This window comes from Streptomyces sp. NBC_00454 (assembly GCF_041434015.1).
GTDB lineage: Bacteria > Actinomycetota > Actinomycetes > Streptomycetales > Streptomycetaceae > Streptomyces.
Window position 1 is genome coordinate 3,928,330 of record NZ_CP107907.1, and the last position, 26,832, is coordinate 3,955,161.

The window sequence follows — 26,832 nt, forward strand, 5'->3', positions numbered from 1 at the left end:
TGTGGATAAACCGGTGCGGGAGGATCTGGGCATGACAGCAATCGAGCGGTCCCGCACAGTGGCGGTCGTCGGCGCCGGCACCATGGGACAGGGCATCGCCCAGGTCGCCCTTCTCGCAGGTCACCGCGTGCTGATCTACGACATCAACGCCGCGCTCGCCGCCGACGCGGTCGGCTTCGTGCAGGACCGCGTCGAGCGGATGGCCGCCAAGGGCCGGCTGGATCGGGCCGAGGCCGAGGACGCGATCGGCCGGATCGACGCGGCGGCCGGGCTTTCCGGGCTCGCCGGGGCCGCCCTCGTCGTCGAGGCGGTCGTCGAGGACGTCGCGGTCAAGCGCGCGCTGTTCGCGGCCCTCGAAGAGGTGGTTTCGCCGGACGCACTGCTGGCCACGAACACCTCCTCCCTCTCCGTCACCGAGCTCGCCGCCGGCCTCGCGCACCCCGGCCGCTTCCTCGGCCTGCACTTCTTCAACCCGGCCCCGCTGCTCCCGCTGGTCGAGGTGGTCTCCGGATTCGCCACCGACCCGGCCGCCGCCGACCGCGCGTACGGCACCGTCCTCGGCTGGGGCAAGACCCCGGTCCGCTGCGCCGACACCCCGGGCTTCATCGTCAACCGGATCGCCCGCCCCTTCTACGCCGAGGCCTTCGCGGTGTACGAGGAGCAGGGCGCCGACCCGGCCACCATCGACGCCGTGCTCCGCGAGAGCGGCGGCTTCAAGATGGGCCCCTTCGCGCTGACCGACCTGATCGGCCAGGACGTCAACGAGGCCGTCACCCGCTCCGTGTGGGAGTCCTTCTTCCGCAGCCCCAAGTTCACCCCCTCCCTCGCGCAGCGCCGCCTGGTCCAGTCGGGCCGCCTCGGCCGCAAGACGGGCCACGGCTGGTACCCGTACGGCCCGGAGGCGAAGGCCCCGGCCCCGCACACCGCCGGCCCCGAGGAGGCGCCCGCCAAGGTCACCTTCGTCGGCGACCTCGGGCCCGCGGCCGCTCTCGTCGACCTCGTCGAGGAGGCCGGGATCGCGGTGACCTCCACCGAGCACGGGGGCCCGTACATCCAGCTCCCGGGCGAGGGGCAGCTCGTGCTCGCCGACGGGAAGACCTCGGTCGAGTTCGCGGACGTCGTCTACTTCGACCTCGCCTTCGACTACCGCGACGCCACCCGGATCGCGCTCTCCGCCAGCGAGGACACCAGCGAGCGGACCCTTTCCGAGGCCATCGGACTGTTCCAGAAGCTGGGCAAGAAGGTCTCCGTCATCGGCGACGTCCCCGGCATGATCGTCGCCCGGACCGTCGCGATGCTGATCGACCTCACCGCCGACGCCATCGCGCGCGGCGTGGCCGGCGCCGAGGACATCGACACCGCGATGCGGCTCGGGGTCAACTACCCCGCGGGCCCCGCAGAATGGCACGACCGGCTCGGCCGCGACTGGGCGTACGACCTGCTGCACCACCTCGACGAGCGCTGCCCGGGCGGCCGGTACGCGCCTTCGCTGGCGCTGTACAAGCTGGGCTATGCGGCGGGAGAAGACGAGGGCGCGGACGAGGACGAGGACGAGGCGGACGCGTACGACGAGGGGGAGAGCGAATGACGACGGTCAAACGGGACACGTACACGCCCGAGACGCTCCTCTCGGTCGCCGTCCAGGTCTTCAACGAGCGGGGCTACGACGGCACCTCGATGGAGCACCTCTCCAAGGCCGCCGGCATCTCGAAGTCCTCGATCTACCACCACGTCGCCGGCAAGGAGGAGCTGCTCCACCGCGCCGTCAGCCGGGCGCTGGACGAGCTCTTCGCGGTCCTGGGGGAGTCCGGGGCGGTACGGGGCCGCGCGGTCGAGCGGGTCGAATACGTCACGCGCCGCACCGTCGAGGTCCTCGTCGCGGAGCTCCCCTACGTGACGCTGCTGCTGCGCGTGCGCGGCAACACCCGTACCGAGCGCTGGGCGCTGGAGCGCCGCCGCGAGTTCGACCACCAGGTCGCGGACCTGCTCAAGGCCGCCGCCGCCGAGGGGGACCTGCGGGCGGACGTGGACATCCGCCTCGCCACCCGGCTCCTCTTCGGCATGGTCAATTCCCTGGTCGAGTGGTACCGCCCGCACCCGGGCACCACCTCCGACCAGCTCGCGGACGCGGTGGTCAGCATGGCCCTGGACGGCCTGCGCACCCAGCGCTGACCCTCAGGACGACGCTGCCCGGTGGCGGCGGCTCCGCAGCCGCCACACCAGGACGGCGCAGGCCGCCACGGCCAGGGTCAGCGCGCCGTACCCGTAGAGGAGCGTCAGGTCCGGGCGGTACGCCAGGCCCACGCGGATGCCCATGAAGACGGGCGCCGCGGAGAGCATCCCGTCCCACTCCAGGCCGTACGTGGCCCACCGGACGAGCAGGAACGCCCCGAAGCCGAGGACGCCCCACGCGGTGAGGTAGGGCCACGGCGAGCCCGGCAGGGGCTCCAGGGGCATGCCGGCCCCCGCCCAGCGGTGGGCGGCGTAACCCGCGGCGATGACGGCCGCGGCCATGGCCGCGGCCCAGCACAGGGAGCGCAGCGGCTCGGACGGGCGCCGCCAGGACGTCACGGCGGGGTCGGGGGTCGGGCTGGTGCTCATACCGGTGCAGACGGGCCCCCGGGACCTCCGGTTGTCATACGCGAGGAGGAAGGCCCCCGGCCGGAAGGGCTAGAGGGCCCCGCGGCGGAGGACCTCAGTCCTCCGTGATCGTCGGGCCCGCCGCCGGGTCGCGGGCCAGCAGGTCCGTCTCCTCGAAGACCAGCAGGGTGCGGGTGGACAGCACCTCCGGGATGGACTGGAGGCGGGTCAGGACCAGCTCGCGCAGGGTGCGGTTGTCCGGGGTGTGGACCAGGAGCAGGACGTCGAAATCTCCGCTCACCAGGGCGATGTGGGCGGCGCCCGGAAGCTCGCGGAGCTGCTCGCGGACCGTGCGCCAGGAGTTCTGGACGATCTTCAGGGTGATGTAGGCGGAGGCGCCCTGGCCCGCCCGCTCGTGGTTGACGCGTGCGGTGAAGCCCCGGATCACCCCGTCGTCGATGAGCCGGTTGATGCGGGCGTAGGCATTGGCCCGGGAGACGTGGACCTGCTCCGCCACGGAACGTATCGACGCGCGGCCGTCCGCCTGGAGCAGGCGCACGATCGAACGGTCGATCGGGTCCAGGGGGCGCGGCGGGACCTGCGGGACCCCGGAAGCACTTACCGGGGGTACAGGTCCGGGGCCCGTCCCGGATCCCGCTCCGGCCATTTGTTCATCCGCCATCGCCCGTTGCCTGCCTCTCCTGGACGTCCTGCACCCATACCAGGGCGTCGTCGCCAGTTTGTCCACAGCCTGGAGCCGCCTGTAGCCAAATTGCGCGGACAACCGAACAATCGGTAGGTGAGGGGCCTCACACCCGGGGCCCTCTCTGCCCGCTTCCCACGAGGAGGTGTACACCGCCATGACGGTCCAAGAGCTGCCCGGTGCCGGTGCGTCCCACCGCTCCACCCAGCCGCCCGCCTGGAGGCCCCGTACGGATGCCGCCCCGCTGCTCCCGGACCCCGAGCCGTACCGGGTGCTGGGCACTCCGGCCGCCGACCGGCTCGACCCCGAGCTGATGCGCCGGTGCTACGCCGAGCTGGTGCGCGGCCGCCGCTACAACGCGCAGGCCACCGCCCTCACCCGGCAGGGCCGACTGGCCGTGTATCCGTCCACCGTCGGACAGGAAGCGTGCGAGATCGCCGCGGCCCTCGTCCTGGAGGACCAGGACTGGCTCTTCCCGAGCTACCGCGACACCCTCGCGGCCGTGGCCCGCGGCCTGGACCCCGTACAGGCGCTGACCCTCCTGAGGGGCGACTGGCACACCGGGTACGACCCGCGCGAGCACCGGATAGCCCCGCTGTCGACCCCCCTCGCCACCCAGCTGCCGCACGCGGTCGGCCTGGCGCACGCCGCCCGGCTGCGCGGCGACGACGTGGTCGCCCTCGCCATGGTCGGCGACGGCGGAACCAGCGAGGGCGACTTCCACGAGGCCATGAACTTCGCCGCCGTCTGGCAGGCGCCGGTGGTCTTCCTCGTCCAGAACAACGGCTTCGCGATATCCGTCCCGCTCGCCAAGCAGACCGCCGCCCCGACCCTGGCCCACAAGGCCGTGGGGTACGGGATGCCCGGCCGCCTCGTCGACGGCAACGACATCGCCGCCATGCACGAGGTGCTGTCCGAGGCCGTCCGGCGGGCCCGGTCCGGTGGCGGACCCACCATGATCGAGGCCGTCACGTACCGCATCGAGGCCCACACCAACGCCGACGACGCGACCCGCTACCGGGGCGACGCCGAGGTCGAGGCCTGGAAGGCGCATGACCCGATCGAGCTGCTGGAGCGCGAGCTGACCGCCCGCGGGCTGCTGGACGAGGCGGGCATCCAGGCCGCCAAGGACGCGGCCGAGGAGATGGCGGCGGCACTGCGGGACGGGATGAACGCGGAGCCGGTGGTCGATCCGATGGACCTCTTCGCACACGTCTACGCGGAGCAGACCGACCGGCTGCGCGAACAGGCGGCCATGCTCCGTGCCGAGCTGGACGCGGCCGAGCAGGAAGCGGCAGAGCTGGAAGAGGGAGACCCGTCATGACCACGGTGGCGGCGAAGCCGGTGACCACGAAGCCGGCGACCATGGCGCAGGCCCTGAACCGGGCGATGCGCGACGCGATGGCCGAGGACCCGACCGTCCACGTGATGGGCGAGGACGTCGGGGCGCTCGGCGGGGTCTTCCGGATCACGGACGGGCTCGCGAAGGAGTTCGGCGAGGACCGCTGTATGGACACCCCGCTCGCGGAGGCCGGCATCCTCGGCGCGGCGGTGGGCATGGCCATGTACGGGCTGCGGCCGGTCGTGGAGATGCAGTTCGACGCCTTCGCGTACCCGGCCTTCGAGCAGCTGATCTCGCACGTGGCGAAGATGCGCAACCGCACGCGCGGCGCGATGCCGCTCCCGATCACCATCCGGGTGCCGTACGGCGGCGGGATCGGCGGTGTGGAGCACCACTGCGACTCCTCCGAGGCGTACTACGTGGCCACCCCCGGGCTCACCGTCGTGACTCCGGCGACGGTCGAGGACGCGTACGGACTGCTGCGCGCCTCGATAGCCAGCGACGACCCGGTGATCTTCCTGGAGCCGAAGCGGCTCTACTGGTCCAAGGCCGACTGGTCGCCGGAGGCGCCCGCGGTGGTGCCCGGCATCGGCAAGGCCCTCGTCCGGCGCGCCGGCACGAGCGCGACGCTGATCACCTACGGGCCCTCGCTGCCGGTCTGCCTGGAGGCGGCCGAGGCCGCGCGCGAGGAGGGCTGGGACCTGGAGGTCGTGGACCTGCGCTCGCTCGTCCCCTTCGACGAGGAGACCGTGGTGGCCTCCGTACGCCGGACCGGGCGCGCGGTCGTGGTCCACGAGTCGGGCGGCTTCGGCGGGCCGGGCGCGGAGATCGCCGCCCGCGTCACGGAGCGGTGCTTCCACCACCTGGAGGCCCCGGTGCTGCGCGTGACCGGATTCGACATCCCGTATCCGCCGCCGATGCTGGAGAAGCACCACCTCCCCGGCGTGGACCGGATCCTGGACACCGTGGCCCGTTTGCAGTGGGAGAACTGATGCCGCAGGTGATGGAGTTCAAACTGCCGGACCTCGGGGAAGGGCTCACCGAGGCGGAGATCGTCCGCTGGCTGGTGGCGGTCGGCGACGTCGTCGCCATCGACCAGCCGGTCGTCGAGGTCGAGACGGCCAAGGCGATGGTGGAGGTGCCCTGCCCCTACGGCGGTGTCGTCACCGCCCGGTTCGGCGAGGAGGGGACGGAACTGCCGGTCGGCGCACCGCTGATCACCGTGGCGGTGGGGACGCAGAGCGTGCCGGCCGATGCCGTCGCCCCCGAGGGGTCCCCGGACTCCGCGACCGCGCCCCGGCCCTTGATCGGTTACGGCTCGGACCACTCGCGTCCGGCGCGTCGGAGGCGGGTGCGACCTGGCTCCGCCGCGCCGGTACCGGTCCCTGCGGCTGCGGTATCCGCCCCGGCCCCGGTACCCGTACCCGCCGCGGCCCCGGCTGCGCTGCTGGTGGCCGGTGGGCCCGTACCGGTCATCTCACCGCTGGTCCGCAAGCTGGCACGTGACCACGGCGTGGACCTGCGCGCACTGGCGGGCTCCGGCCCCGAGGGGCTGATCCTGCGCTCCGACGTCGAGGCGGCCCTGCGCGCGCCCGAGCCGGTCGCGACTGCCGTCGCCGTCGCACCGGCCCCGTCCGGCGCGCCGGAAGGCGCCACGCGGATCCCGCTCAAGGGCGTACGGGGTGCGGTCGCGGACAAGCTGTCGCGCAGCCGGCGGGAGATCCCGGACGCCACCTGCTGGGTGGACGCGGACGCCACCGAACTGATGGCTTCGCGGGCGGCGATGAACGCCGCCGGCGGCCCCAAGATCTCGGTGCTCGCGCTGCTGGCCCGGATCTGCACGGCGGCGCTGGCGCGCTACCCGGAGCTCAACTCCACGGTGGACCTGGCGGCCAAGGAGATCGTCCGGCTCCCCGCCGTGCACCTCGGCTTCGCGGCGCAGACGGAGCGCGGCCTGATGGTCCCGGTGGTCCGGGACGCGCAGGGGCGCAGCGCCGAGTCCCTGTCGGCGGAGTTCGGCAGGCTGACGGAGCTGGCCCGCACGGGCAAGCTGGCCCCGGCGAACCTCACCGGCGGCACCTTCACGCTGAACAACTACGGGGTCTTCGGGGTGGACGGCTCGACGCCGATCATCAACCACCCGGAGGCGGCCATGCTCGGCGTCGGCCGGATCATCCCCAAGCCGTGGGTGCACCAGGGCGAGCTGGCGGTCCGCCAGGTCGTCCAGCTGTCCCTGACCTTCGACCACCGGGTCTGCGACGGCGGTACGGCGGGCGGCTTCCTGCGGTACGTGGCCGACTGCGTCGAGTCCCCGGCGGTGCTGCTGCGCAGCCTGTAGGTCCTGGCGGCGGTGGCGGGATCCGCCACCGCCGCGCTCAGGTGGTCAGCAGTAGCTTGCCCACGTGTGCGCTCGACTCCAGCACCCGGTGTGCCTCGGCGGCTTCCGCCATCGGGAAGGAGCCGTGGACCACCGGGTGGACGCGGCCCGTGGCGATCAGGGGCCACACGTGCTCCCGTACCGCCGCGATGATGGCCGCCTTCTCTTCCAGCGGCCGTGCCCGCAGGGAGGTTGCCGTGATCGCCGCCCGCTTCGCCAGGAGTGCGCCGAGGTTGAGCTCCGCCTTGGCGCCGCCCTGGAGCCCGATCACCGCGAGGCGGCCGTTCACGGCCAGCGCGTCCACGTTCCGGGCGAGGTACTTCGCTCCCATGATGTCCAGGATCACGTCCGCCCCGGCCCCGCCCGTGGCCGCCCGGACCTCCGCCACGAAGTCCTGCTCGCGGTAGTCGATCAGGATGTCCGCGCCCAGCTCCGCGCAGCGGGCCAGCTTCTCCTTGCCGCCCGCCGTCACCGCCACCCGCGCGCCGACCGCCTTCGCCAGCTGGATGGCCATCGTCCCGATGCCGCTCGATCCGCCGTGCACAAGCAGGGTCTCGCCGGGGCGCAGACCGGCCACCATGAACACGTTGGACCAGACCGTGGAGACCACCTCGGGCAGCGCCGCCGCCGTCACCAGGTCCAGGCCCGCCGGTACCGGCAGCAGCTGGCCCGCGGGAACGGCGACCCGCTCGGCGTACCCGCCGCCGGCGAGCAGCGCGCACACCTCGTCGCCGACCGACCAGCCGGAGACCCCGGGGCCGACGGCGGAGATCCGTCCGGAACACTCCAGGCCGGGGTGGCGCGAGGCGCCCGGCGGGGGATCGTAGAAGCCCTGCCGCTGCAGGACGTCGGCGCGGTTCACGGCGCTCGCCGCGACGTCGACGAGGACTTCGCCTTCGCCGGCCACCGGGTCGGGCACCTCGGCCCACACCAGGGCTTCGGGGCCGCCGGGCTGTTCGATGGTGATCGCATGCATGGCCCGGAGGCTACCGGGCCGTGCGCCGGCGTGCGGCCCTCCGGGGCGGGCGAGTTACTCCACCGGGCCCAGGACCACCGGCGGGGATGCCGAGGGGCTCGCGCGGACGATCGTGATGAGACGGTCCGTCAGCTGGAGCGGGCTCGCGTGCGGGTCGTCGTACGGGAGCAGGCGGTGGCCGCGCAGGACGCTGACGACCAGGTCGTCGGTGTCCCGGACCGACTTGCCGACCTCAGAGCGGTTGACCGGCCGCTCGATCAGGTCGAGGCCGCTGCCCTGCTGGATCAGGTCTTCCATCACGGTGCCCGCGCTCGGGCTCAGTACCGACAGCCCGAGCAGCCGGCCCGCCGCGCTCGCGCTCGTGATGACCGCGTCGGCGCCCGACTGGCGCAGCAGCGGGGCGTTCTCCTCTTCCCGGACCGCCGCCACGATCTTCGCGCCGCGATTGAGCTGGCGCGCCGTCAGGGTGACCAGGACCGCCGTGTCGTCCCGCTGCGTGGCGATGACCACCTGACGGGCCTTCTGCAGCTCGGCGCGCAACAGGACTTCGGAGCGCGTGGCATCGCCGACGACCCCGGTGAACCCTTCCGCGTTGGCGATGTCGATCACCTTGGCGCTGGGGTCGACGATGACGACCTGCTCCCTCTGGAGTCCGGTGGCCAGCAGGGTCTGGAGGGCCGAGCGGCCCTTCGTGCCGAAGCCGACGACGACCGTGTGGTCACGCAAGTTCTTCCTCCAGCGGCTCAGCCGCCACTCTTCCCGGGTCCGTGTGGTGAGGACCTCCAGGGTGGTTCCGACCAGGATGATCAGGAACAGGACCCGCAGCGGCGTGATGAGCAGGACGTTCACCAGCCGCGCGCTGTCGCTGTACGGGACGATGTCGCCGTAGCCGGTCGTCGACAGGGTGACGGTCGCGTAGTAGACGCAGTCGAGGAAGTCGACCTTGTCGTTGGCGTTGTCGTGGTAGCCCTCGCGGTCGATCCACACGATCAGAACCGTCAGGCACATCACGAAGAGCGCCATCAGCAGCCGTCGGGTGACCTGCCGCAGCGGTTTCTCGACGACCCGCTTGGGCAGCTTGATGCGGCGCGAGACGAGCTTCTCGTCGGCGCCGCGCGCCATCGCGTCGGAGCCGTGAAGTTTCACGTGAAACATCCCCCCGAGGCCCACGGCAGGTCGAGGATCTCCACTTCCTGCCCGGAGCGCGCGCCGTGCGGCGGTACGACGGCCAGCGCGTCCGCGGCGGCGACCCCGCGCAGCATCGCCGGGCCGTTGTAGCGCAGCGGTACGGCGTGTTCGTCGGTCAGCAGGACCGGCACGAGGCGGGTGTCGTGGGGGTGTCCGGGTACGTCGCCCCGCACGGGGGCGGTGTAGCGGGGCCGGACGCCGCGCCCGGCCAGGGCCCGGAGCAGCGGTTCGGCGAGGGTGAGCAGCCCGGAGACGGCGGCGAGGGGGTTGCCGGGCAGGCCGACGAGGTGGCGGCCATCGCGGCGGTCGCCGAGGCGGGCGAGCAGCATGGGATGCCCGGGGCGCACGGCGACCCCGTCGACGAGGAGTTCGGCGCCGGCCCGGGCGAGTACGGGGTGGACGTGGTCGACGGGGCCGGAGGCGGTGCCGCCGGTGGTGATGACCAGGTCGGCGGGGGAGCCGGTGATGGCCTTGAGGAGCGCTTCGGCTCCGGCGGGGTCGTCGCCGAGCCTTCGGGTGGCGATGACCTCGGCGCCGAGCCGGGTCAGCCAGGGGCCGAGCATGGGGCTGAGGGCGTCGCGGATGAGGCCGTCGTGGGGGCGGCCTTCGGTGAGGAGTTCGTCTCCGAGGACGAGGATCTCCACGCGCGGCCGGGTCCGGGTGGTGAGTTCGTCGTACCCGGCGGCTGCGGCGAGGCCGAGGACGGCGGGGGTGACCAGGGATCCGCTGGGCAGCAGCAGGTCGCCGGAGCGGCATTCCTGGCCGCGGGGGCGGATGTCCTGGCCGGTGGAGACGGGCCGGTCGGAGTGGAGGAGGGTGCCGGATGCGCGGGAGTGTTCGCTGCGGATGACGGCGGTGGTGTCGGCGGGGATCCGGGCGCCGGTCGCGATCCGTACGGCCTCGCCGTCCGCGAGGGGCGCGGGACGTTCGCAGCCGGCCAGTGCGTCCTGGCCGGGGCGGATGCTCCAGGGGCCGGGCCCGGCGACGGCCCAGCCGTCCATGGCCGAGGTGTCGAAGGAGGGCAGGTCGCTGAGGGCGTCGAGCGGCTCGGCGAGCACTTCGCCGAGGGCGGCGGCCAGGGGGACCCGGTGGGTGCGGCCCCGGATGCCGGAACCGGCGCGTGTGGCCGCCTCCCGGGCGCGGAGCCAGGGGGCGGCCCGGTGGCCGCCGCCGTCAGGGTTGCGGGTGACCAGGGCGAGGGCCTGGTCGAGGTCCCGGTCGGCCGCGCTGCGGGCGTCGGCCGCGGCGGTGTCCCCGGCCGTGTCCCTGGCCTTGGCGTCGGCGGTCATCCGGAGCCGGTCTTTTCGGCGCCGGGACCTTCAGTGCCGGGACCTTCGGAGCCGGCCGTTTCGGCCGCTTCGGCGGCCCAGCGCAGGGCCAGGTCGGCGGCCTTGCGCGAGGCTTCGGCGACGGCCTGGGCGGGGTCGGCGCCGGTGGTTTCGGCGTGGGCTGCCGCGTAGCCGACGAGGAAGGTCGTCAGGGGGGCGGCGGGCCGGGCGACGCCGTGGGCGGCGTCACGGGCGAGGTCGAGCAGGGTCTTGGTGTCGACGGCGATGTCGATGCCCAGCTCGTTCTTGACGGCGGTGATCCATTGCTCCAGCACGGTTCCATGCTCTCTGATCCGGGCGCGAGCAGCGGCGAGATCGTCCCAGGTGTCGCAGTCGAAGGAGGCGAGTGGCGCTGCCGCGGTGACGGGGGTGAGGTCGAGTTCGGCGGTGACGGCGCGGAGCGGCAGACCGGTCAAGGTGCCGTGCTCGGCGGCCAGCAGGGCGATTTCCCTCCGCAGGGGCTCCGCCCGGTAGGCGGCGACCAGGGGCTGGTCGCGGCCCCCGGGATCCCGGAGCATGGCTCCGTCGCCGCCGGGCGCGTCGAGCAGGGCCCGGACCGTTTCACGGTCCAGGAACGGCAGGTCGGCGGAGAGTACGAGGACCCGCGCGGCCGTGGTGTGGCGCAGGCCGGCGTCCAGGGCGGCGACGGGTCCGCCGCCGGGGGGATCCTCACGGGCCCAGTGGACGGGCCGGGCCGTCGGCCTGCGGTCGCCGACGACGACGGTGGTCCGGGCGTCGGCGCAGGCGTCGAGGACGCGGTCGAGGAGGGGGCGGCCGCCGACGAGGAGGCCGGGTTTGTCGGCCCCGCCGAGTCGCCGCGCGGCGCCGCCGGCCAGGACGAGGGCGTCGTAGGTCATGGTTCCGAGTATGCGGGGGTTGTGTTGCGGGCGGGTTTTGGCGCTTACCGGGTCCTTATGGTCGCGCTGTGAGGTCGGCTCCGGCCCGCGCCGCGCCCACATGGCTCCGGGGCCGCCCCCGGCCCTGAGGGCGGGGACGGCCCCGGAGGGGCTGTGGACGGGCTGGGACCTAGAGGTACGGGCCCGAGCGGATGGCGCCGTGGGGGCCTTCGTCGTCGTCCTCGTGGGAGGAACCCGGCGGGAGGGCGCGGCGCATCTGTTCCAGTTGGGCCCGCGCGGCCATCTGCTGCGCGAACAGGGCCGTCTGGATGCCGTGGAACAGGCCTTCCAGCCAGCCCACCAACTGGGCCTGGGCGATCCGCAGTTCCGCCTCGGAGGGGATGGCCTCCTCGGTGAAGGGGAGGGACAGGCGCTCCAGTTCCTCCACCAGCTCGGGAGCCAGACCGTCCTCCAGCTCCTTCACGGACGCGGCATGGATGTCCTTGAGACGGACCCGGCTGGCCTCGTCGAGAGGCGCGGCGCGGACCTCTTCCAGGAGTTGCTTGATCATGCTGCCGATCCGCATGACCTTGGCGGGCTGTTCGACCATCTCCGTCACCGGGACCTCGCGCGACTCGTCATCGGCGCCGCCGACCGGCATCCCGTCCTGCCCCACGATCAGGCCGGGCGGGGGGCTGTCCTGCGACCGTTCACTCCTCGGCATCTCCATGCCGTCATTCTCTCGCACACCTTCGCTTTCACACGGTGTGCCCCCGCACAGGCGTGATCCACCCTGTGCGGGGGCACCAACATCCGCCGGTCGCACCCGCGGTGCCGTCCGGCAGCGGTCAGACTTCGCGGCGGGCGAGCGCTCCGCTCGACCGCGTGACCAGGGCCGCCAGCAGAGCCGCGCCCACCGGGACCGCGATCAGCAGGCCGGCCAGCGTGGCCCACGGCACCGCGATGGGCATGTACGGCACGGTCTCCGCGTAGCCGTGCTCGATGCTGCTGCGGACCATGTCGGCCGCGGCCCGCCGCTCCGTGAGCCGCAGGCCCACCGCCGGCAGGATCCCGGCCGCCGAGCCGAGGACCACGCCCATCAGGGCGACCACCCCGCACTGGAAGCCGCTGAGCGTGCGCCGCACCCTCGGCGGGGCGCCGACCGCTGCCAGGGTCTTGAGGTCGGCTTCGGCGTCCGCCTGGGCCAGCCCGGTGGCGATGCCGGCCGCGCCGATGGTGACCAGACCGGCGAAGACGGTCAGGGCGAGCATGATCAGGCTGTCGTTGCCCTGGTAGCCCTTCTCGACGCGTACCGAGGCGTCCACGCCGATCTTGTCGATGGCCCCGTCCACCCGCTGCAGCTGTTCGGAGCTCGCTCCGCCGTCGAGGCTGAAGTACGAACCGAAGGGTGCGGTGGCCAGGCCCGCGTTCTTCGCCGCCGAAGGCGGCAGCACCAGCTTCAGGCCGTAGCCCTTCACCGAATCGGGCAGCGTATAGGCGGCGAACACCTTGTCCTCGCCCGGCGGTTCCTCACCGGGCTCCAGGCCGCTGTCCGGGGTCTCGTTGGAGGTGATCACCCGCACGGTGACCTTGTCGTCCTTCACGTTCTGCCTGGAGAAGGAGACGGCCTTGCCCGCCTTCAGCGCGGACACCGCGCCGGGGTCGGTGACCGCCAGGACGGAGAGGAGCTTCTCGTCCGCGACGACCAGGGGGTACTGGACGCCCATGGTCTCCCGGGCGCAGCGCCAGTCGGCGCTGAGCTCCTTGCGCTGTTCCACGGTGAAGGCGTCGGGGCCTTCCTTGGTCGCGTAGAGGGGGCAGCGCTGGTCCTTCGGGATGATGATCTCGGCCCGTCCGCAGCCCCGGTTGAAGGAGTACGGGGAGCAGCCGGGCTTGCCGATGGCGATCCGGTCCACGTCGGCCCGTACGCCCAGCCGGAGTTCCTTCTCCAGCACGAGGCGCACGGCGGGTACGTCCCGGTAGGCGGAGGTGTCATGGGTTTCCAGGAAGCCGGTGCCGAAGGGCAGTTGGGCGACGTACTCGGAGCGTGCCTGGAGTTCGTGGCTGTGCTGGTAGGTGGCCACGGCGACGGTTCCGGCGACGGCGGCCAGTACGGCGGCCACGGCCGGTGCCGTACGCCCCCGGTTGCGGACGGCGTCGCGCAGCGCGAGCCGGGGCGACAGCGGAAGCCAGCGGCCGGTCCGGCCGAACAGGCCGACGAGGGCGGGGGTGAGGGCGACGATGCCGAGCTCGGCGATGGCGCTGCCGCCCGCGACGACCACGGAGCCCATCCCGGAGACCGTGCCGTACAGGGCGATGGCGGCGCCGCCCGCGACGGCGATCAGGCCGAGGACGGGCAGGACCCGGTTGGACCGGCGCACGCCGCGGCGGCCGGTGAGGGAGGCGAGCACGGTCTGGCGGGAGGCGGTGACGGCCGGGACGATGGCGGCCAGCAGCCCGGTCAGGACGGCGAGCAGGCCGATGGCGAGGAGCTCCAGCGGGCGGATCTCGAAGCCGCCGAAGCGCTTGCCGATCTGCTCCTCCAGGACGGGCCGGAGCCCGAAGGTGAGGCTCAGGCCGATGGCGGTGCCGATGACGGCGGCCGCGGCTCCGATGACGAGGCCGCCGGAGAGCACGATGGCCCGGATGTGCCGCCGGTCGCCGCCGTTGGCGCCGACGAGGCCGAGCTGGCGGCGCGAGCGCCGGGCACCGACCGCGAAGGCGGGTCCGGCCAGCAGGCAGATCTCCAGCATGGCGAGGCCGACGACGGTGGACAGGATGGCGAGCTCGGTCTTGCCCAGGAGCGCGTCGCCGTTCCAGTTGTTCTTGGGTTCCTGCTGGTAGAGCGGCACGTCGGCATCGGCGGGCGGGTCGAGCAGGACGGCGCGCGACTCGACGAGGAGGCCCTTGGTGTTGGCCTGCTTGACGATGTTCCACGTGAAACCATCGCCGCCGACCTTGACCAGGTAGGAGTGCCGGGTCCGCAGTTCGCTGCCTCCGGAGGCCTCTCCGGCCTTCTCCAGCGGGGCGAACAGACTGCCGGGCGGGGCGATGAGCTGCGACTGCTTGAGCGCGTCGGGCAGCTCGTAGGCTCCCACGATCTTGTAGGAGGTCGCCGAATCGCGCGGGGTCACGGTGGAGCCGACGAAGTAACCGGACTCCTCCAGGAAGGCGTTGGTGGCCATGATCTCGCCCGCCGCACGCGGCAGCCGGCCGCGGTCCAGCTTCCACAGGCCCTTCGTCAGCGGGCTGGCCGTGTCCACCTCCCGCAGCTCGGTGAAGAGGATCCCGTACCGGGTGCGGACCTTGGCGTAGGCGGTGCTGTCGCGGGTGGACTCGGCGCCGGGCGGCAGCGCGGGCGGGGTCTCCTCGGTCTCTTTGACGCCGCCGCTCTGGTTGAGCTTGTCGTACCCGCCGACCGGGGCGTAGTTCTGCCCGTCGGGCGACTGGTAGAGGGGAAGGCCGTTCATGTGTGCGTCGCCGACCCTCGCGTCGGCTGCGCCGAGCAGCCGGTCCACGTGCTGCTCGGCGGTGAGCTGGGAGCTGCGCACGGTGAGGTCGGCGGCGCTGACGCCGACGATCGGCAGGGCGATCATGGCGAGGACGAGGGCGCTGCGGCCCTTGGAGCGCCAGGCGTCGCGGCGGGCTATCCGGATCGCTGCGATCCAGGAGTGGTACGAGGAGATCACTGGTTGGCCACCCGCCCGGTGAGCAGGGAGTCGGCGTGGCTGCGCAGGGTCTCGTCGACGACGCTGCCGTCGCGCAGGAACACCACGCGGTCGGCCCACGCGGCGAACCGCGGCTCGTGCGTCACCAGGATCCCGGCCGCACCGGCGTCGCAGCGCGAGCGCAGCAGGGCGAGCACGGACTCCCCGGTCTCCGAGTCCAGGGCGCCGGTCGGCTCGTCGGCGAGGACGAGGCGGCGGTCGCCCACGAGGGCGCGGGCGATGGCCACGCGCTGCTGCTGGCCGCCGGACATCTCGTCGGGGAACCGGTCGGCGAGGTGGGACAGGCCCATCTCCTCCAGGGCGGCCAGCGCGGAGACGCGGGCCTTGCGGGCGGAGACCCCGTCGAGCTCGCGCGGCAGCGCGACGTTCTCGGCCGCGGTGAGGGCCGGGATCAGGTTGTAGTCCTGGAAGACGTACCCGATGCTGCGGCGGCGCAGCGCGGCCAGCTGCTTGCGGCCGGCGGTGGTGATGTCGGTGCCTTCGACGATCACCCGGCCGCTGCTGGGGGTGTCGAGGCCCCCGGCGAGGGTGAGCAGCGTGGACTTGCCGGACCCGGAGGGTCCCATGACGGCGACGAGTTCGCCGGGGTACACGGAGAGGTTGATTCCGCGCAGGGCGTGCACCTCGGTGGCGCCGCTGCCGTGCGTGCGGACGAGCTGGTCCAGCTGCAGTACGGGCTGGTCGGACATGAAGGGTCCCCCCTGGAACATGAGCGGTGGTCAGCCCCGCCGCGTGCGGGCGGTACGGGGCATCCGGTCGGTGGTCGGGATGGTCGTGGTGGCGGTGGGCCCCCCGGGCGGTTCCCCGCCGGCCGTCCGCGGGCCGGCCTGGTCCGGGTCGGCCCGGTCCGGGTCGGCCTGGTCCGGGTCGGCCTTGGCGAGCTCCCCGCTCGCCCAGAGCCGTACGAGCCTGGTCTCGCAGTGGTCGAGCCAGCGGGCCTCGGCCTCGGTCTGGAAGATGAGCTGTTCCAGCACCAGGAGCCAGGCGATGTCGTCGCGTTCGCCGGTGCGCCCGCTCTCGATGGCGGTCAGGGCCTGGGCCTTGAGCCGGGTGTAGTCCTGCATGGCCTGGACGGTGGCGTGCCGCTGGGCCTGGATGACGGCGCGGATGTCCACGTGGGGCGCGCCGACGGCCATGGCGAGCTTGATGGCGAGCTCGTCGCGGGGCGGGTTGGCCCGGTCCACGGGGCGTTCGTACCACTCGCGCAGTTCGGCGCGTCCGGTGTCGGTGATGGCGTACAAGGTGTGCCCGGCGGTGTCCTCGCCGCCGGGGGCGACGAGGCCGTCGCGCTCCAGGCGGGCGAGCGTGGTGTACACCTGCCCGACGTTGAGGGGCCAGGTGGAACCGGTGCGGGACTCGAATTCGGTGCGCAGCTGGGAGCCGTACCGGGGGCCCCGTTCCAGCAGGGCGAGAAGGCCGTGGCGGATCGACATACTCAGTATGTATACCGAGTATGTCGATCACCGCAACCACCCTGAGGGCTACGTCGCAAGGCGGAGGGTGGGGATCCGTGGGTCTTGAGGGGGAGTCAGCGCCCCCGGCGCAGCCGCATTCCCATGAAGCCGAAACCCAGTCCCATCAGGGCGAATCCGGTTCCGAGGGGCAGTATGTGCGCGGCCAGATCGGCGGCCCGCTCGTTCGGCTCGCTCCCGAGCGCGCTGATCGGAGCCGGGGTGGAAGAAGCCTCGGGGGCCGGGCGGACGGGCTCGGTGCGCGGGCGGGCCGGGACGGGTCGCGCGGCCAGCACGGTCTCGGGATTGGCGGGCTCGGTGACCGGCAGCCCCGGCCGTTCCCGCCCGGCCCCGGCGGCGCTTCCGGCGAGCTCCTCGAAGGCCTGGTCCGGCGCCTCGGCCACGCTGACGGCGGACGCGGCGGACGGCGGGGTGCTCGGCGAGGCGACGGACGCGGCGGTCGGCGGGGTGCTCGGCGAGGCGACGGGCGCGGCGAGGAGGGCGGGCGGGGCGAGGCGGGCGGGCGCGGGCGCGGCCGCGGGGTTCCGGGCGCGGGAGGTCGCGGCGGGCGGTGGCCCGGCATTCGCGTCCGCCGTGACCAGCAGCGCGGCGGACGCCAACGCTGCCCCGGCGGTCCAGCGCAGCGCGCGGGCGTATGTCACGCACTCAGATTTACATAAACGGACAAAAGGGGCATCCCGTACGGGCCGTACGGGATGCCGCGTCGGCGGCCAACAGCTCCGCCGGCGGTCCTACTCCGGGTTGCCCGTGGACACGTACAGCGTGAAGGTGGTGTCCTTCGGGTCGATCTTGGCTCCGCCGGCGGGCGACTGCTCGACGACCGTCGCCTCGCCGTAGACCGCCTCGTCGCGCGGCTTCTCCTCGTACTTCCAGCCCGCGGCCCGGATGCAGGCCTTCACCGAGACGGCGTTGATGTACCGGAAGTCCGGCGCCTGCACCTTGGTCGCGTCGTTGAAGTCCTTCTGGGGCTCCTTGCACTTCTTCTCGTCGATCACGCGCGAGGTGTCGGGCCCCTTGTGCCCGGCCTTCGCCGAGCCGGAGGCGGAGGCCGAGGAGGAAGGCCCGGCCGGCGGGTCGGCCTTGTCGTCCTTGCCGCTCGGCAGCAGCCCGTAGACCAGTCCGCCCACGGCCAGCAGGGCCACCGCGATGGCGCCCCACATCACCGGGACGTTCTTCTTCGCCGGGCTCCCGCCGGCGGAGGTCTGAGCGCTCTGGGGCACGGCCGCGTACGGCGCCGGGGTCGGCGCCCCGAACGCCTGGTGGGCCGGCGCCGGGGTCTGGTACTGCTGCTGGGCGTGCTGCTGCGGGTACCCGTACGCGGCCGGCGCGGGCGCCGGGGTCGGAGCGTAAGGGGACGGCGTCTGCGGGACCTGGTACGGCTGCTGCACCGACTGCGGCGGCGCCTGGAGACCGGAGTCCACCGGCGGGAACACGGCCGAGCCGAGCCCGGCGCCGCTGTTGGTCGGGTGCGAGCCGGGAACGATGACCGGAGCCCCGGTGTGCCCGGCGCCCGCCACCCGCGCGACCTCGTCGAGCATGGCCGCGGCGGTGGGGAAGCGCTCGTTCGGGTTCTTCTTCAGGGCCCGCGCCACCAGCGCGTCCATCGCCGGGGTGACCGAGCGGTTGATGGAGGAGGGCGCGACCGGCTCCTCCTGCACGTGCGCGTACGCCATGCCCAGCGCCGAGTCCGCGACGAAGGGGACCCGCCCGGTCAGCAGCTCGAAGAGCATGATGCCGACCGAGTAGAGGTCGGAGCGGGCGTCCACGGCCCGGCCGAGCGCCTGCTCGGGGGAGAGGTACTGCGGGGTGCCGACGACCATGCCGGTCTGCGTCATCGAGGTGACCCCCGACTGCATGGCCCGCGCGATGCCGAAGTCCATCACCTTGACCACGCCGCGCCGCGTCATCATGACGTTGCCCGGCTTGATGTCGCGGTGGACCAGGCCCATCTCGTGGCTGCTCTCCAGAGCCGCCAGCACGTCGGCCGTCACCTTCAGCGCCTTGTCGGCCGGCATGGCCCCGTACTGCCGGACGTCCGCGTCCAGGACCGAGCCGAGAGGCTGCCCCTCGACGTACTCCATGACGATGTACGGCATGACGCCGCCGTCGGCCGCGGAGGGGTCCGCGAAGGAGACGACGCCCTCGCCGGTGTCGAATACCGAGACGATGTTGGTGTGCGACAGTTTCGCTACAGCCTGGGCCTCGCGGCGGAAGCGCTCGCGGAAGGACGCCTCCCGACCGAGCTCGCTGTGCAGTGTCTTGATGGCGACCTGGCGGTCGAGCGCGGAGTCGTAGGCGAGGTAGACGGACGCCATGCCGCCCTCACCGAGCAAATCCCGTAGCTGGTAACGGCCACCGGCCAAAGAGCCGCCCGCGTACTGGCCCTGAGTGCCGTCCTGGCTCATGACTGTTGCTTCCCCTCGGGATGTGTCCCTACGCCTCTGGCTGAGCGCATGTCGGGCTCAGTCTGCCGGAGGGCAAGCACACGTCAAGCCAGGTTCCCGTTCCGTGACCACAAGGCCACCGGGTGTCCTGTCCGAACGGTGACCGGTTCCGAGGCTGTAGCGTTCATCGGAGCAGACGATGAGGACCTACCGCTGAGCGGCGGCCGAGACAGACGACGGCGAGGACTGATGGCACCCGAACCCGAGGGAAGCGGCGCCGGGATGGCTGACGGTCCTGAGCACTGGGGCGCGGGCGGCCTGGTGGGAGACGGCCGTTACCGGCTGACCCACCGTCTGGGACGCGGCGGCATGGCCGAGGTCTTCGCCGCCGAGGACGTCCGGCTCGGCCGGACCGTGGCCGTCAAACTGCTGCGCCCCGACCTCGCCGAGGACCCGGTGTCCAAGGCCCGGTTCACGCGCGAGGCGCAGTCGGTCGCGGGCCTCAACCACCATGCCGTCGTCGCCGTGTACGACTCGGGCGAGGACCGGGTCGGCCCGAGCGTCGTCCCCTACATCGTCATGGAACTGGTCGAGGGCCGCACCATCCGCGAGCTGCTGATCAGCGCCGAGGCCCCGGGCCCCGAGCAGGCGCTCATCATCACCTCCGGCGTGCTCGAAGCGCTCGCGTACTCGCACCAGCACGGCATCGTGCACCGTGACATCAAGCCCGCCAATGTGATCATCACGGACGCCGGCGCGGTCAAGGTGATGGACTTCGGCATCGCGCGCGCCCTGCACGGCGCGCAGTCGACGATGACCCAGACCGGCATGGTCATGGGCACGCCGCAGTACCTGTCGCCCGAACAGGCCCTGGGCAAGGCCGTGGACCACCGCTCCGACCTGTACGCGACGGGCTGTCTGCTCTACGAACTCCTCGCGCTGCGGCCCCCCTTCACCGGGGAGACCCCGCTGTCGGTGGTCTACCAGCACGTGCAGGACGCGCCGATCCCGCCGTCCCAGCTGCCCGAGGGCCACCACATCCCGCACGAGCTCGACGGGCTCGTCATGCGTTCCCTCGCGAAGGACCCGGACGACCGGTTCCAGAGCGCCGAGGAGATGCGCGGGCTGGTCCAGTACTCCCTCCAGATGCTGCACGACCAGGGGCCGAACACCGGCACCTGGAACACCGGCCCGGTCACGATGTCGCTGCCGCACGGCCGCGGTCCCTCGCAGACCACCGCGATGCCGATGCCGGGCAGCGGCGGTCAGCCCCGCTACAACTCGCACTCCTCGACCTCGCAGTTCCAGCAGCCGATGGTGCCCCCGCTCAACCCGGACGACGGCTCGGCCTTCCCGGGCGGCGGCGGCCAGGGCGGTCCGGGCGGGCACGGCGGCTACGACGGGTACGACGGCTACGACGACCGGTCCGGCGGCGGCCGCTGGAAGCTGTGGCTGTTCGCGGTCCTCGCCGTGATCGCGGTCGCGGCGGGCGTGGCGTACGCGATGAACGGCGTCGGCAACAAGGACAAGGGCGAAACGCCGACCACGCCGCTCACGTCCAACAGCTCCAGCGGTTCGCCGAGCACCACTCCGTCCCAGGAGATCACCCCATCCAGGCCGTCGCAGGAGAGCTCGCGCTCGTACGACAACACGCCGTCGCCGAGCCGCAGCAAGTTCACCCCGAGCTATTCGCCGACTCCGACGCCGACGCCCACCCCGACGCCGACTCCGACGCCCACGCCGTCGAAGACGCTGACGAAGCCGCCGATCCCCACGCCGTCGAAGTCGACGCCGGAGCCCCCGAACCCCGACCCGGAGCAGTAGCCGGACCGGTAACCCTGAGCAACGCGAACGGCCCGGCGGCCGGTTGGATCCAACCGGCCGCCGGGCCGTTCGCCGTCGGGACCAAAGTCCCTGCGGGTCCCTCAGAGTGCGTGCTGGTACTGCCGGTCGAGATTGCCCGCGAGGGTGTGCACCGTGACGAGCTGGGGTTCGATGCGCATGTAGACCGGGTCGAAGACGGCCCCGTCGACGAAGTGCGGACCCGGGCCGAAGAGTTCCAGTTCGGCGGTGGTGGGTTCGACGATGTTCGCCGTGCCGGTGAACTGCACCGACCAGAGCTGGGGGTCCGGGGAGTTGAAATTGTCGGCGCCGTAGGAGACCACGCTGCCGTTGCAGGCTTGGTGGTATCCGAATCCGGCGTGCATTCTCAGGACGACCTTGCCGTTCACCACGATGTGGCGGGCGAGGGCGAGGAAGGGCAGCGCGCGCATGCTGGTGGCGACTCGGCCGTACGGCACCCGGCGCAGCAGTTCGATGGCGTGGAGTTCCTCTGGGGACATGTCACCCACTTTCCGGTACCGACACCGTGCCGGAAAAGAGGAGCCCGCCCCGCACATCGAGGACGTTGGTCCCGAATTAAACAGAACGCCCCGTGGAATCGTGCATCCACGGGGCGTTACGGTGTGTGACCGAAATCTACGGGTCTACCGGTCTACCTGCGCTGCTCGGCCTGCAGGCGGGCCACGTATGCGGCGGCCTGGGAGCGGCGCTCCATGCCCAGCTTGGAGAGCAGGCTGGAGACGTAGTTCTTGATCGTCTTCTCGGCCAGGTGCAGCCGCTCGCCGATCACGCGGTTGGTCAGGCCCTCGCCGATCAGGTCGAGGATCTTGCGCTCCTGCTCGGTGAGGTTGGAGAGCCGGTCGTCGCCCTTGCCGTTCTTGCCGTCGCGCAGCCGCTCCAGCACCCGGGCCGTGGCGACGGGGTCCAGCAGGGACTTGCCGGCCGCGACGTCCCGTACCGCGTTGAGCAGCTCGTTGCCGCGGATCGCCTTCAGCACGTAGCCCGAGGCGCCGGCCATGATCGCGTCGAACAGCGCTTCGTCATCGGCGAACGAGGTGAGCATCAGGCACTTGATGTCCTCGTTCTGCGAGCGCACCTCGCGGCAGACCTCCACGCCGCTCCCGTCGGGGAGCCGGACGTCGAGCACGGCCACGTCGGGGCGGGTCGCGGGGATGCGGACCAGTGCGTCGGCAGCGGTGCCGGCCTCACCGACGATGTCGATGTCGTCTTCCATCGACAGCAGTTCGTGCACACCCCGACGCACCACTTCGTGGTCGTCCAGAAGGAAAACCTTGATCTTGGCCTGACCGTCTTGTGCGCTCATCGACTACCCGTCCGAGTGGTTGTGCGCCCCCGGGCACGTGCCGGCGGCGACTCAGCAGAAAAGAGCCGGTTACGGCAATGGGATGGCCCCTTATCCGGCTCCATCCTAGCCTCGAAGTTACCCAAGAGGCGCTTTTGAGGGCGGAACGGATGCAATCGGAGCAAGCTGGAACGTTGTGGGTGTCATAGCAGGTCCCGGGGTGGGTACAGGGGCGTGCGCCGGGCCCCTGTTACCGCCGGAAGGCCCAGGATTCAAGCCCTTCCATGAAGTTGAAGGCCGGGATAACGTGCCGTTGTTCCGGCCCCCTGCAAGGCTGTGACCAGTGGTTGTTCCCGCTTCCGCCGATTTACTTGGAAATCCAAGCAAAATCGCAGGTCAAACGGGGTTTCGCAGTTATGCGACGCACTGGGTAACGTGCATTGCGCAGGGCACTCGCCGGGGCACCTGTCACGCCTGAATCCCAGACCCGAAGCGCACCCACCCCGTGCGCGGGCAGAGATGCAGGTGAGCCGCACTGGTCCCCGGAGAACCCGGGTGCCGGACCGACGGAGGAGCAATCGTGACCGTGGAGAGCACTGCCGCGCGCAAGCCGCGCCGCAGCAGCGGCACCAAGCGGCAGGCAGGCGCGGCAAGCGCCGCCAAGGCCGCCGCCGCCACCGCGCAGACGCATGATGACGCCGCACCCCAGCTCGTACAGCTGCTGACGCCGGAAGGGGAACGGGTCGAGGTCGCGGATCATCCCGACATCGCGGAATTCGCCCCCTTCGTCGCCGACATCACCACCGAAGACCTGCGCGGCCTCTACCGCGACATGGTCATGACCCGCCGCTTCGACGGCGAGGCCACGGCGCTCCAGCGCCAGGGCGAGCTGGGCCTGTGGGCCTCGCTGCTCGGCCAGGAAGCCGCGCAGATCGGCTCCGGCCGGGCCCTGCGCGACGACGACTACGTCTTCCCGACGTACCGCGAGCACGGCGTGGCCTGGTGCCGCGGGGTCGACCCGACCAACCTGCTCGGCATGTTCCGCGGTGTGAACCACGGTGGCTGGGACCCGACCACCAACAACTTCCACCTGTACACGATCGTCATCGGCTCCCAGACGCTGCACGCGACCGGGTACGCGATGGGCGTGGCCAAGGACGGCGCCGACTCGGCGGTCGTCGCCTACTTCGGCGACGGCGCGTCCAGCCAGGGCGACGTGGCGGAGGCCTTCACCTTCGCCGCCGTCTACAACTCCCCCGTGGTGTTCTTCTGCCAGAACAACCAGTGGGCGATCTCCGAGCCGACCGAGCGCCAGATGCGCGTGCCGCTCTACCAGCGCGCGAAGGGCTTCGGCTTCCCGGGCGTCCGCGTCGACGGCAACGACGTCCTGGCCTGCCTCGCGGTGACCCGCTGGGCGCTGGAGCGGGCCCGACGCGGCGAGGGCCCGACGCTGGTCGAGGCCTTCACGTACCGCATGGGCGCGCACACCACCTCGGACGACCCGACGAAGTACCGGCGCGACGAGGAGACGGCGGCCTGGGAGGCCAAGGACCCGATCCTGCGCCTGAAGGCCCACCTGCTGGCGACCGGAGCCGCCGACGAGGCGTACTTCGCGGAGCTGGAGGCCGAGAGCGAGATCCTGGGCAAGCGGGTGCGCGAGGTCGTGCGCTCGATGCCCGACCCGGACACCATGGCGATCTTCGAGAACGTCTACGCGGACGGGCACGCGCTCGTCGACGAGGAGCGCGCGCAGTTCGCCGCCTACCTCGCGTCCTTCGAAGGCGGGGAGTGAAGGTCATGGCCGTACAGAAGCTGACCATCGCCAAGGCGCTCAACGACTCGCTGCGCAAGGCCCTGGAGACGGACCCGAAGGTCCTGATCATGGGTGAGGACGTCGGCAAGCTCGGCGGCGTCTTCCGGATCACCGACGGACTGCAGAAGGACTTCGGCGAGGAGCGGGTCATCGACACCCCGCTCGCGGAGTCGGGCATCGTCGGCACCGCGATCGGACTGGCCCTGCGCGGGTACCGGCCGGTCGTGGAGATCCAGTTCGACGGTTTCGTGTTCCCCGCCTACGACCAGATCGTCACGCAGCTCGCGAAGATGCACGCGCGCTCGCTCGGCACGATCAAGATGCCGGTCGTCATCCGCATTCCCTACGCGGGCGGCATCGGCGCGGTCGAGCACCACTCGGAGTCCCCGGAGACGCTGTTCGCGCACGTCCCGGGCCTCAAGGTGGTCTCGCCGTCCAACGCGAGCGACGCCTACTGGATGCTCCAGCAGGCCATCCTCAGCGACGACCCGGTGATCTTCTTCGAGCCGAAGCGCCGCTACTGGGACAAGGGCGAGGTCGACTTCGAGGCGATCCCCGACTCCCTGCACGGCTCCCGGGTGGCCCGCGCGGGCACCGATCTGACCCTGGCGGCCTACGGGCCGATGGTGAAGGTCTGCCTGGAAGCTGCGGCCGCGGCGGCCGAGGAGGGGAAGTCGGTGGAGGTCGTGGACCTGCGCTCGATGTCCCCGATCGACTTCGACGGTCTGCAGGCCTCGGTGGAGCGCACCCGCCGGCTGGTGGTCGTGCACGAGGCCCCGGTCTTCCTCGGTGTGGGTTCGGAGATCGCCGCTCGCATCACGGAGCGGTGCTTCTACCACCTGGAGGCGCCCGTGCTGCGCGTGGGCGGCTACCACGCCCCGTATCCGCCGGCCCGCCTGGAGGACGAGTACCTGCCGGGCCTGGACAGGGTGCTCGACGCAGTCGACCGCTCGCTGGCGTACTGAGGAGAGCCCTGTGACGATCCGCGAATTCAAGATGCCCGATGTGGGCGAGGGCCTCACCGAGGCCGAGATCCTCAAGTGGTTTGTCCAGCCCGGTGACACCGTCACCGACGGCCAGGTCGTCTGCGAGGTCGAAACGGCCAAGGCCGCCGTCGAGCTGCCGATCCCCTTCGACGGGGTCGTGCACGCGCTCCTCTTCGAGGAGGGCGTGACGGTCGACGTCGGCCAGGTCATCATTTCGGTCCAGACCGCAGAGGCGGACGAGGCTCCGGTCGCTCCCGCCGTCGCGGCCCCGGTGGTCGCCGAGGCGGCTCCCGAGGCCCCGCCGGCCCGCCAGGCCGTCCTGGTCGGCTACGGGGTCTCCACGGCCTCTACGAAGCGTCGCCCGCGCAAGGCGGCGCCGGAGCCGGCCGTGGCCGCGCAGAACGGCACGGCCGCCGCCCAGACGACCCGTGCCCAGGCGGCCCCGGCCCGGCCGGCGGCCGTGGTGGTCCCCGCGCAGAACGGCACCGCCGCCTCCGGGGCCAAGGCACTGGCGAAGCCGCCCGTGCGCAAGCTGGCCAAGGACCTGGGCATCGACCTGGCGGCCGTGGTCCCGACCGGCGACGGCGGGATCGTGACCCGCGAGGACGTCCACGCGGCGGCAGCGGCGGCCATCGCTCCGCAGGCGGTCGCTCCGGCCCCGGTGGCTCCGGCCGAGGTGCTCGCCCCGGCGTCGGCCCCCGTCCAGGCCCCGGCCGAGGCACTCGCCGAGGGACCCGCGCGGGAGACCCGTATCCCGGTCAAGGGCGTCCGCAAGGTCACCGCCCAGGCGATGGTGGGGTCGGCGTTCACCGCTCCGCACGTCACCGAGTTCATCACCTTCGACGTGACCCGCACCATGAAGCTGGTCCAGGAGCTCAAGGAGGACCCGGACCTCGCGGGGCTCCGGATCAACCCGCTGCTCCTGATCGCCAAGGCCGTCCTGGTGGCCATCCGCCGCAATCCCGAGGTCAATGCATCGTGGGACGAGGCGGCCCAGGAGATCGTGCTCAAGCACTACGTCAACCTGGGCATCGCCGCGGCCACCCCGCGCGGCCTGATCGTCCCGAACATCAAGGACGCGCACGCCAAGACGCTGCCCGAGCTGTCCGGGGCGCTGTCCTCGCTGGTCGCCACGGCCCGTGAGGGCAAGACCTCCCCGGCGGACATGCAGAACGGCACGATCACCATCACCAACGTCGGCGTCTTCGGCGTCGACACGGGCACGCCCATCCTCAACCCGGGCGAGTCCGCGATCCTGGCGGTCGGAGCGATCAAGCTCCAGCCGTGGGTGCACAAGGGCAAGGTCAAGGCCCGTCAGGTCACCACCCTGGCGCTGTCCTTCGACCACCGCCTGATCGACGGCGAACTCGGCTCCCGCTTCCTCGCGGACATCGCCGCCGTGCTCGAACACCCCCGCCGCCTGATCACCTGGTCCTGACGGCCCGCTCCGGCCTCCGGGTGACCCCGGAGGCCGGTTCCCCAGGGAATCCATATGCCAGTTCCCCAAGACCAGCCCGCTGAGCAGCCGGCAGGGCAGTCCGTCGATGCGGCTGTCGGTCCGCCCGCCGATCTGCCCGTCGATCTGCCCGTCGATCTCGCTGTCGATCTCCCTGTCGGTCCGCCCGTGAGTGATCCCCTGACGTGGACCCAGGACGGCGAAACGTTCACTCTCGTCATCGAGCCCCTGGACACCCGCCCCTTCACCCGCGCCGACAACGCCGTCGTCTACCACTCCGACGGCTCGCGGCGCTGCCGCGTGCGCCCGCCGCGCGAGCTGATGAGCAACCCGGCCGCCGTGCTCGGCTTCTTCCACTCCTTCCCCGGACCCGACGGCCGCCCCGTGCTGGTCCTCGCCACCCGCTCCTCGGGCGATTTCCAGGGCACCCTCGACCTCGAAACCGGAACCCTTCGCTCCCTCATCACCTGGCGCTGACCTGCGGAGATCCTGTGGAAATCCCTTGGGGAGGGTTAGCG

At 72.1% G+C, this 26,832-nt stretch carries 24 protein-coding genes; 10 read left to right on the forward strand and 14 right to left on the reverse strand.

Annotated features, from left to right (window positions below):
- The first annotated feature begins 31 nt into the window (after positions 1-31).
- Together OHU74_RS18260 and OHU74_RS18265 are read left to right on the forward strand one after the other, a co-directional pair.
- A complete protein-coding gene (locus OHU74_RS18260; RefSeq protein WP_371616883.1) occupies positions 32-1,588 on the forward strand; it encodes a 3-hydroxyacyl-CoA dehydrogenase in 1,557 nt (518 codons plus the stop codon).
- Entirely contained in the window at positions 1,585-2,172 is a 588-nt protein-coding gene (locus OHU74_RS18265; RefSeq protein WP_371616884.1) for a TetR/AcrR family transcriptional regulator, read from the forward strand. Before OHU74_RS18260 ends, OHU74_RS18265 begins: the two co-directional genes overlap by 4 nt.
- Before the next feature lie 3 nt (positions 2,173-2,175).
- Here the strand turns inward: OHU74_RS18265 and OHU74_RS18270 are convergent, their stop codons facing one another.
- Entirely contained in the window at positions 2,176-2,601 is a 426-nt protein-coding gene (locus tag OHU74_RS18270; protein WP_371616885.1) for a hypothetical protein, read from the reverse strand.
- 94 nt (positions 2,602-2,695) lie between these two features.
- On the reverse strand, positions 2,696-3,262 hold the full coding sequence (locus tag OHU74_RS18275; RefSeq protein ID WP_371616886.1) for an Lrp/AsnC family transcriptional regulator: 567 nt from the start codon (positions 3,260-3,262) through the stop codon (positions 2,696-2,698).
- Between the two features lie 178 nt (positions 3,263-3,440).
- Here OHU74_RS18275 and pdhA (OHU74_RS18280) point away from each other — a divergent pair, with 178 nt between their 5' ends.
- The 3 genes from pdhA (OHU74_RS18280) to OHU74_RS18290 are packed head-to-tail and all read left to right on the forward strand — an operon-like array spanning position 3,441 to position 6,963.
- Positions 3,441-4,607, forward strand: coding sequence for a pyruvate dehydrogenase (acetyl-transferring) E1 component subunit alpha (pdhA, locus tag OHU74_RS18280; protein ID WP_371616887.1), 1,167 nt, complete (start codon positions 3,441-3,443; stop codon positions 4,605-4,607).
- Complete coding sequence (locus tag OHU74_RS18285) at positions 4,604-5,617, forward strand: alpha-ketoacid dehydrogenase subunit beta (RefSeq protein ID WP_371616888.1); 1,014 nt, start codon at positions 4,604-4,606, stop codon at positions 5,615-5,617. Before pdhA (OHU74_RS18280) ends, OHU74_RS18285 begins: the two co-directional genes overlap by 4 nt.
- Entirely contained in the window at positions 5,617-6,963 is a 1,347-nt protein-coding gene (locus tag OHU74_RS18290) for a dihydrolipoamide acetyltransferase family protein (RefSeq protein ID WP_371616889.1), read from the forward strand. Before OHU74_RS18285 ends, OHU74_RS18290 begins: the two co-directional genes overlap by 1 nt.
- A 37-nt stretch (positions 6,964-7,000) precedes the next feature.
- Here OHU74_RS18290 and OHU74_RS18295 read toward each other — a convergent pair whose 3' ends face one another.
- The 10 genes from OHU74_RS18295 to OHU74_RS18340 form a co-directional block, all read right to left on the reverse strand.
- The gene (locus tag OHU74_RS18295) at positions 7,001-7,978 is read right to left on the reverse strand and encodes an NAD(P)H-quinone oxidoreductase (protein ID WP_371616890.1); all 978 of its coding nucleotides are present in this window, start codon (positions 7,976-7,978) and stop codon (positions 7,001-7,003) included.
- A 54-nt stretch (positions 7,979-8,032) separates the two neighbouring features.
- Complete coding sequence (locus tag OHU74_RS18300; RefSeq protein WP_371616891.1) at positions 8,033-9,133, reverse strand: TrkA family potassium uptake protein; 1,101 nt, start codon at positions 9,131-9,133, stop codon at positions 8,033-8,035.
- Positions 9,121-10,455 carry a molybdopterin molybdotransferase MoeA gene (locus tag OHU74_RS18305; RefSeq protein WP_371616892.1) on the reverse strand — a complete coding sequence of 445 codons (1,335 nt, stop codon included), beginning with the start codon at positions 10,453-10,455 and terminating at the stop codon, positions 9,121-9,123. Before OHU74_RS18305 ends, OHU74_RS18300 begins: the two co-directional genes overlap by 13 nt.
- Positions 10,452-11,351 (reverse strand): NTP transferase domain-containing protein, encoded by a 900-nt coding sequence (locus OHU74_RS18310; RefSeq protein ID WP_371616893.1) that lies wholly within the window; start codon positions 11,349-11,351, stop codon positions 10,452-10,454. Before OHU74_RS18310 ends, OHU74_RS18305 begins: the two co-directional genes overlap by 4 nt.
- Before the next feature lie 169 nt (positions 11,352-11,520).
- Positions 11,521-12,060 (reverse strand): bacterial proteasome activator family protein, encoded by a 540-nt coding sequence (locus OHU74_RS18315; protein WP_330297492.1) that lies wholly within the window; start codon positions 12,058-12,060, stop codon positions 11,521-11,523.
- Positions 12,061-12,178: 118 nt separating this feature from the next.
- Positions 12,179-15,019, reverse strand: coding sequence for an FtsX-like permease family protein (locus OHU74_RS18320; protein ID WP_371616894.1), 2,841 nt, complete (start codon positions 15,017-15,019; stop codon positions 12,179-12,181).
- Complete coding sequence (locus OHU74_RS18325; RefSeq protein WP_371616895.1) at positions 15,016-15,747, reverse strand: ABC transporter ATP-binding protein; 732 nt, start codon at positions 15,745-15,747, stop codon at positions 15,016-15,018. The genes OHU74_RS18320 and OHU74_RS18325 overlap by 4 nt, the downstream gene beginning before the upstream one ends.
- Positions 15,748-15,777: 30 nt before the next feature.
- A complete protein-coding gene (locus OHU74_RS18330) occupies positions 15,778-16,491 on the reverse strand; it encodes a PadR family transcriptional regulator (RefSeq protein WP_371616896.1) in 714 nt (237 codons plus the stop codon).
- Positions 16,492-16,586: 95 nt separating this feature from the next.
- Positions 16,587-17,171 carry a hypothetical protein gene (locus tag OHU74_RS18335; RefSeq protein ID WP_371616897.1) on the reverse strand — a complete coding sequence of 195 codons (585 nt, stop codon included), beginning with the start codon at positions 17,169-17,171 and terminating at the stop codon, positions 16,587-16,589.
- A gap of 90 nt (positions 17,172-17,261) precedes the next feature.
- On the reverse strand, positions 17,262-18,935 hold the full coding sequence (locus OHU74_RS18340; RefSeq protein ID WP_371616898.1) for a protein kinase: 1,674 nt from the start codon (positions 18,933-18,935) through the stop codon (positions 17,262-17,264).
- A gap of 228 nt (positions 18,936-19,163) precedes the next feature.
- Here OHU74_RS18340 and OHU74_RS18345 point away from each other — a divergent pair, with 228 nt between their 5' ends.
- Positions 19,164-20,738 (forward strand): protein kinase, encoded by a 1,575-nt coding sequence (locus tag OHU74_RS18345; protein ID WP_371616899.1) that lies wholly within the window; start codon positions 19,164-19,166, stop codon positions 20,736-20,738.
- Positions 20,739-20,839: 101 nt separating this feature from the next.
- Here OHU74_RS18345 and OHU74_RS18350 read toward each other — a convergent pair whose 3' ends face one another.
- Together OHU74_RS18350 and OHU74_RS18355 are read right to left on the reverse strand one after the other, a co-directional pair.
- On the reverse strand, positions 20,840-21,256 hold the full coding sequence (locus tag OHU74_RS18350) for a pyridoxamine 5'-phosphate oxidase family protein (RefSeq protein ID WP_214947271.1): 417 nt from the start codon (positions 21,254-21,256) through the stop codon (positions 20,840-20,842).
- A 152-nt stretch (positions 21,257-21,408) separates the two neighbouring features.
- Positions 21,409-22,080, reverse strand: coding sequence for a response regulator transcription factor (locus OHU74_RS18355; RefSeq protein ID WP_330297500.1), 672 nt, complete (start codon positions 22,078-22,080; stop codon positions 21,409-21,411).
- Between the two features lie 559 nt (positions 22,081-22,639).
- Here OHU74_RS18355 and pdhA (OHU74_RS18360) point away from each other — a divergent pair.
- The 4 genes from pdhA (OHU74_RS18360) (at position 22,640) to OHU74_RS18375 (ending at position 26,791) form a co-directional block, all read left to right on the forward strand.
- On the forward strand, positions 22,640-23,851 hold the full coding sequence (gene pdhA, locus OHU74_RS18360; RefSeq protein ID WP_371616900.1) for a pyruvate dehydrogenase (acetyl-transferring) E1 component subunit alpha: 1,212 nt from the start codon (positions 22,640-22,642) through the stop codon (positions 23,849-23,851).
- 5 nt (positions 23,852-23,856) lie between these two features.
- The gene (locus OHU74_RS18365) at positions 23,857-24,837 is read left to right on the forward strand and encodes an alpha-ketoacid dehydrogenase subunit beta (RefSeq protein ID WP_371616901.1); all 981 of its coding nucleotides are present in this window, start codon (positions 23,857-23,859) and stop codon (positions 24,835-24,837) included.
- Positions 24,838-24,868: 31 nt separating this feature from the next.
- Positions 24,869-26,296, forward strand: a complete 1,428-nt coding sequence (locus OHU74_RS18370) for a dihydrolipoamide acetyltransferase family protein (RefSeq protein ID WP_371619726.1) — start codon at positions 24,869-24,871, stop codon at positions 26,294-26,296.
- Between the two features lie 186 nt (positions 26,297-26,482).
- Complete coding sequence (locus OHU74_RS18375; RefSeq protein WP_371616902.1) at positions 26,483-26,791, forward strand: hypothetical protein; 309 nt, start codon at positions 26,483-26,485, stop codon at positions 26,789-26,791.
- The last annotated feature ends 41 nt before the right edge of the window (positions 26,792-26,832 follow it).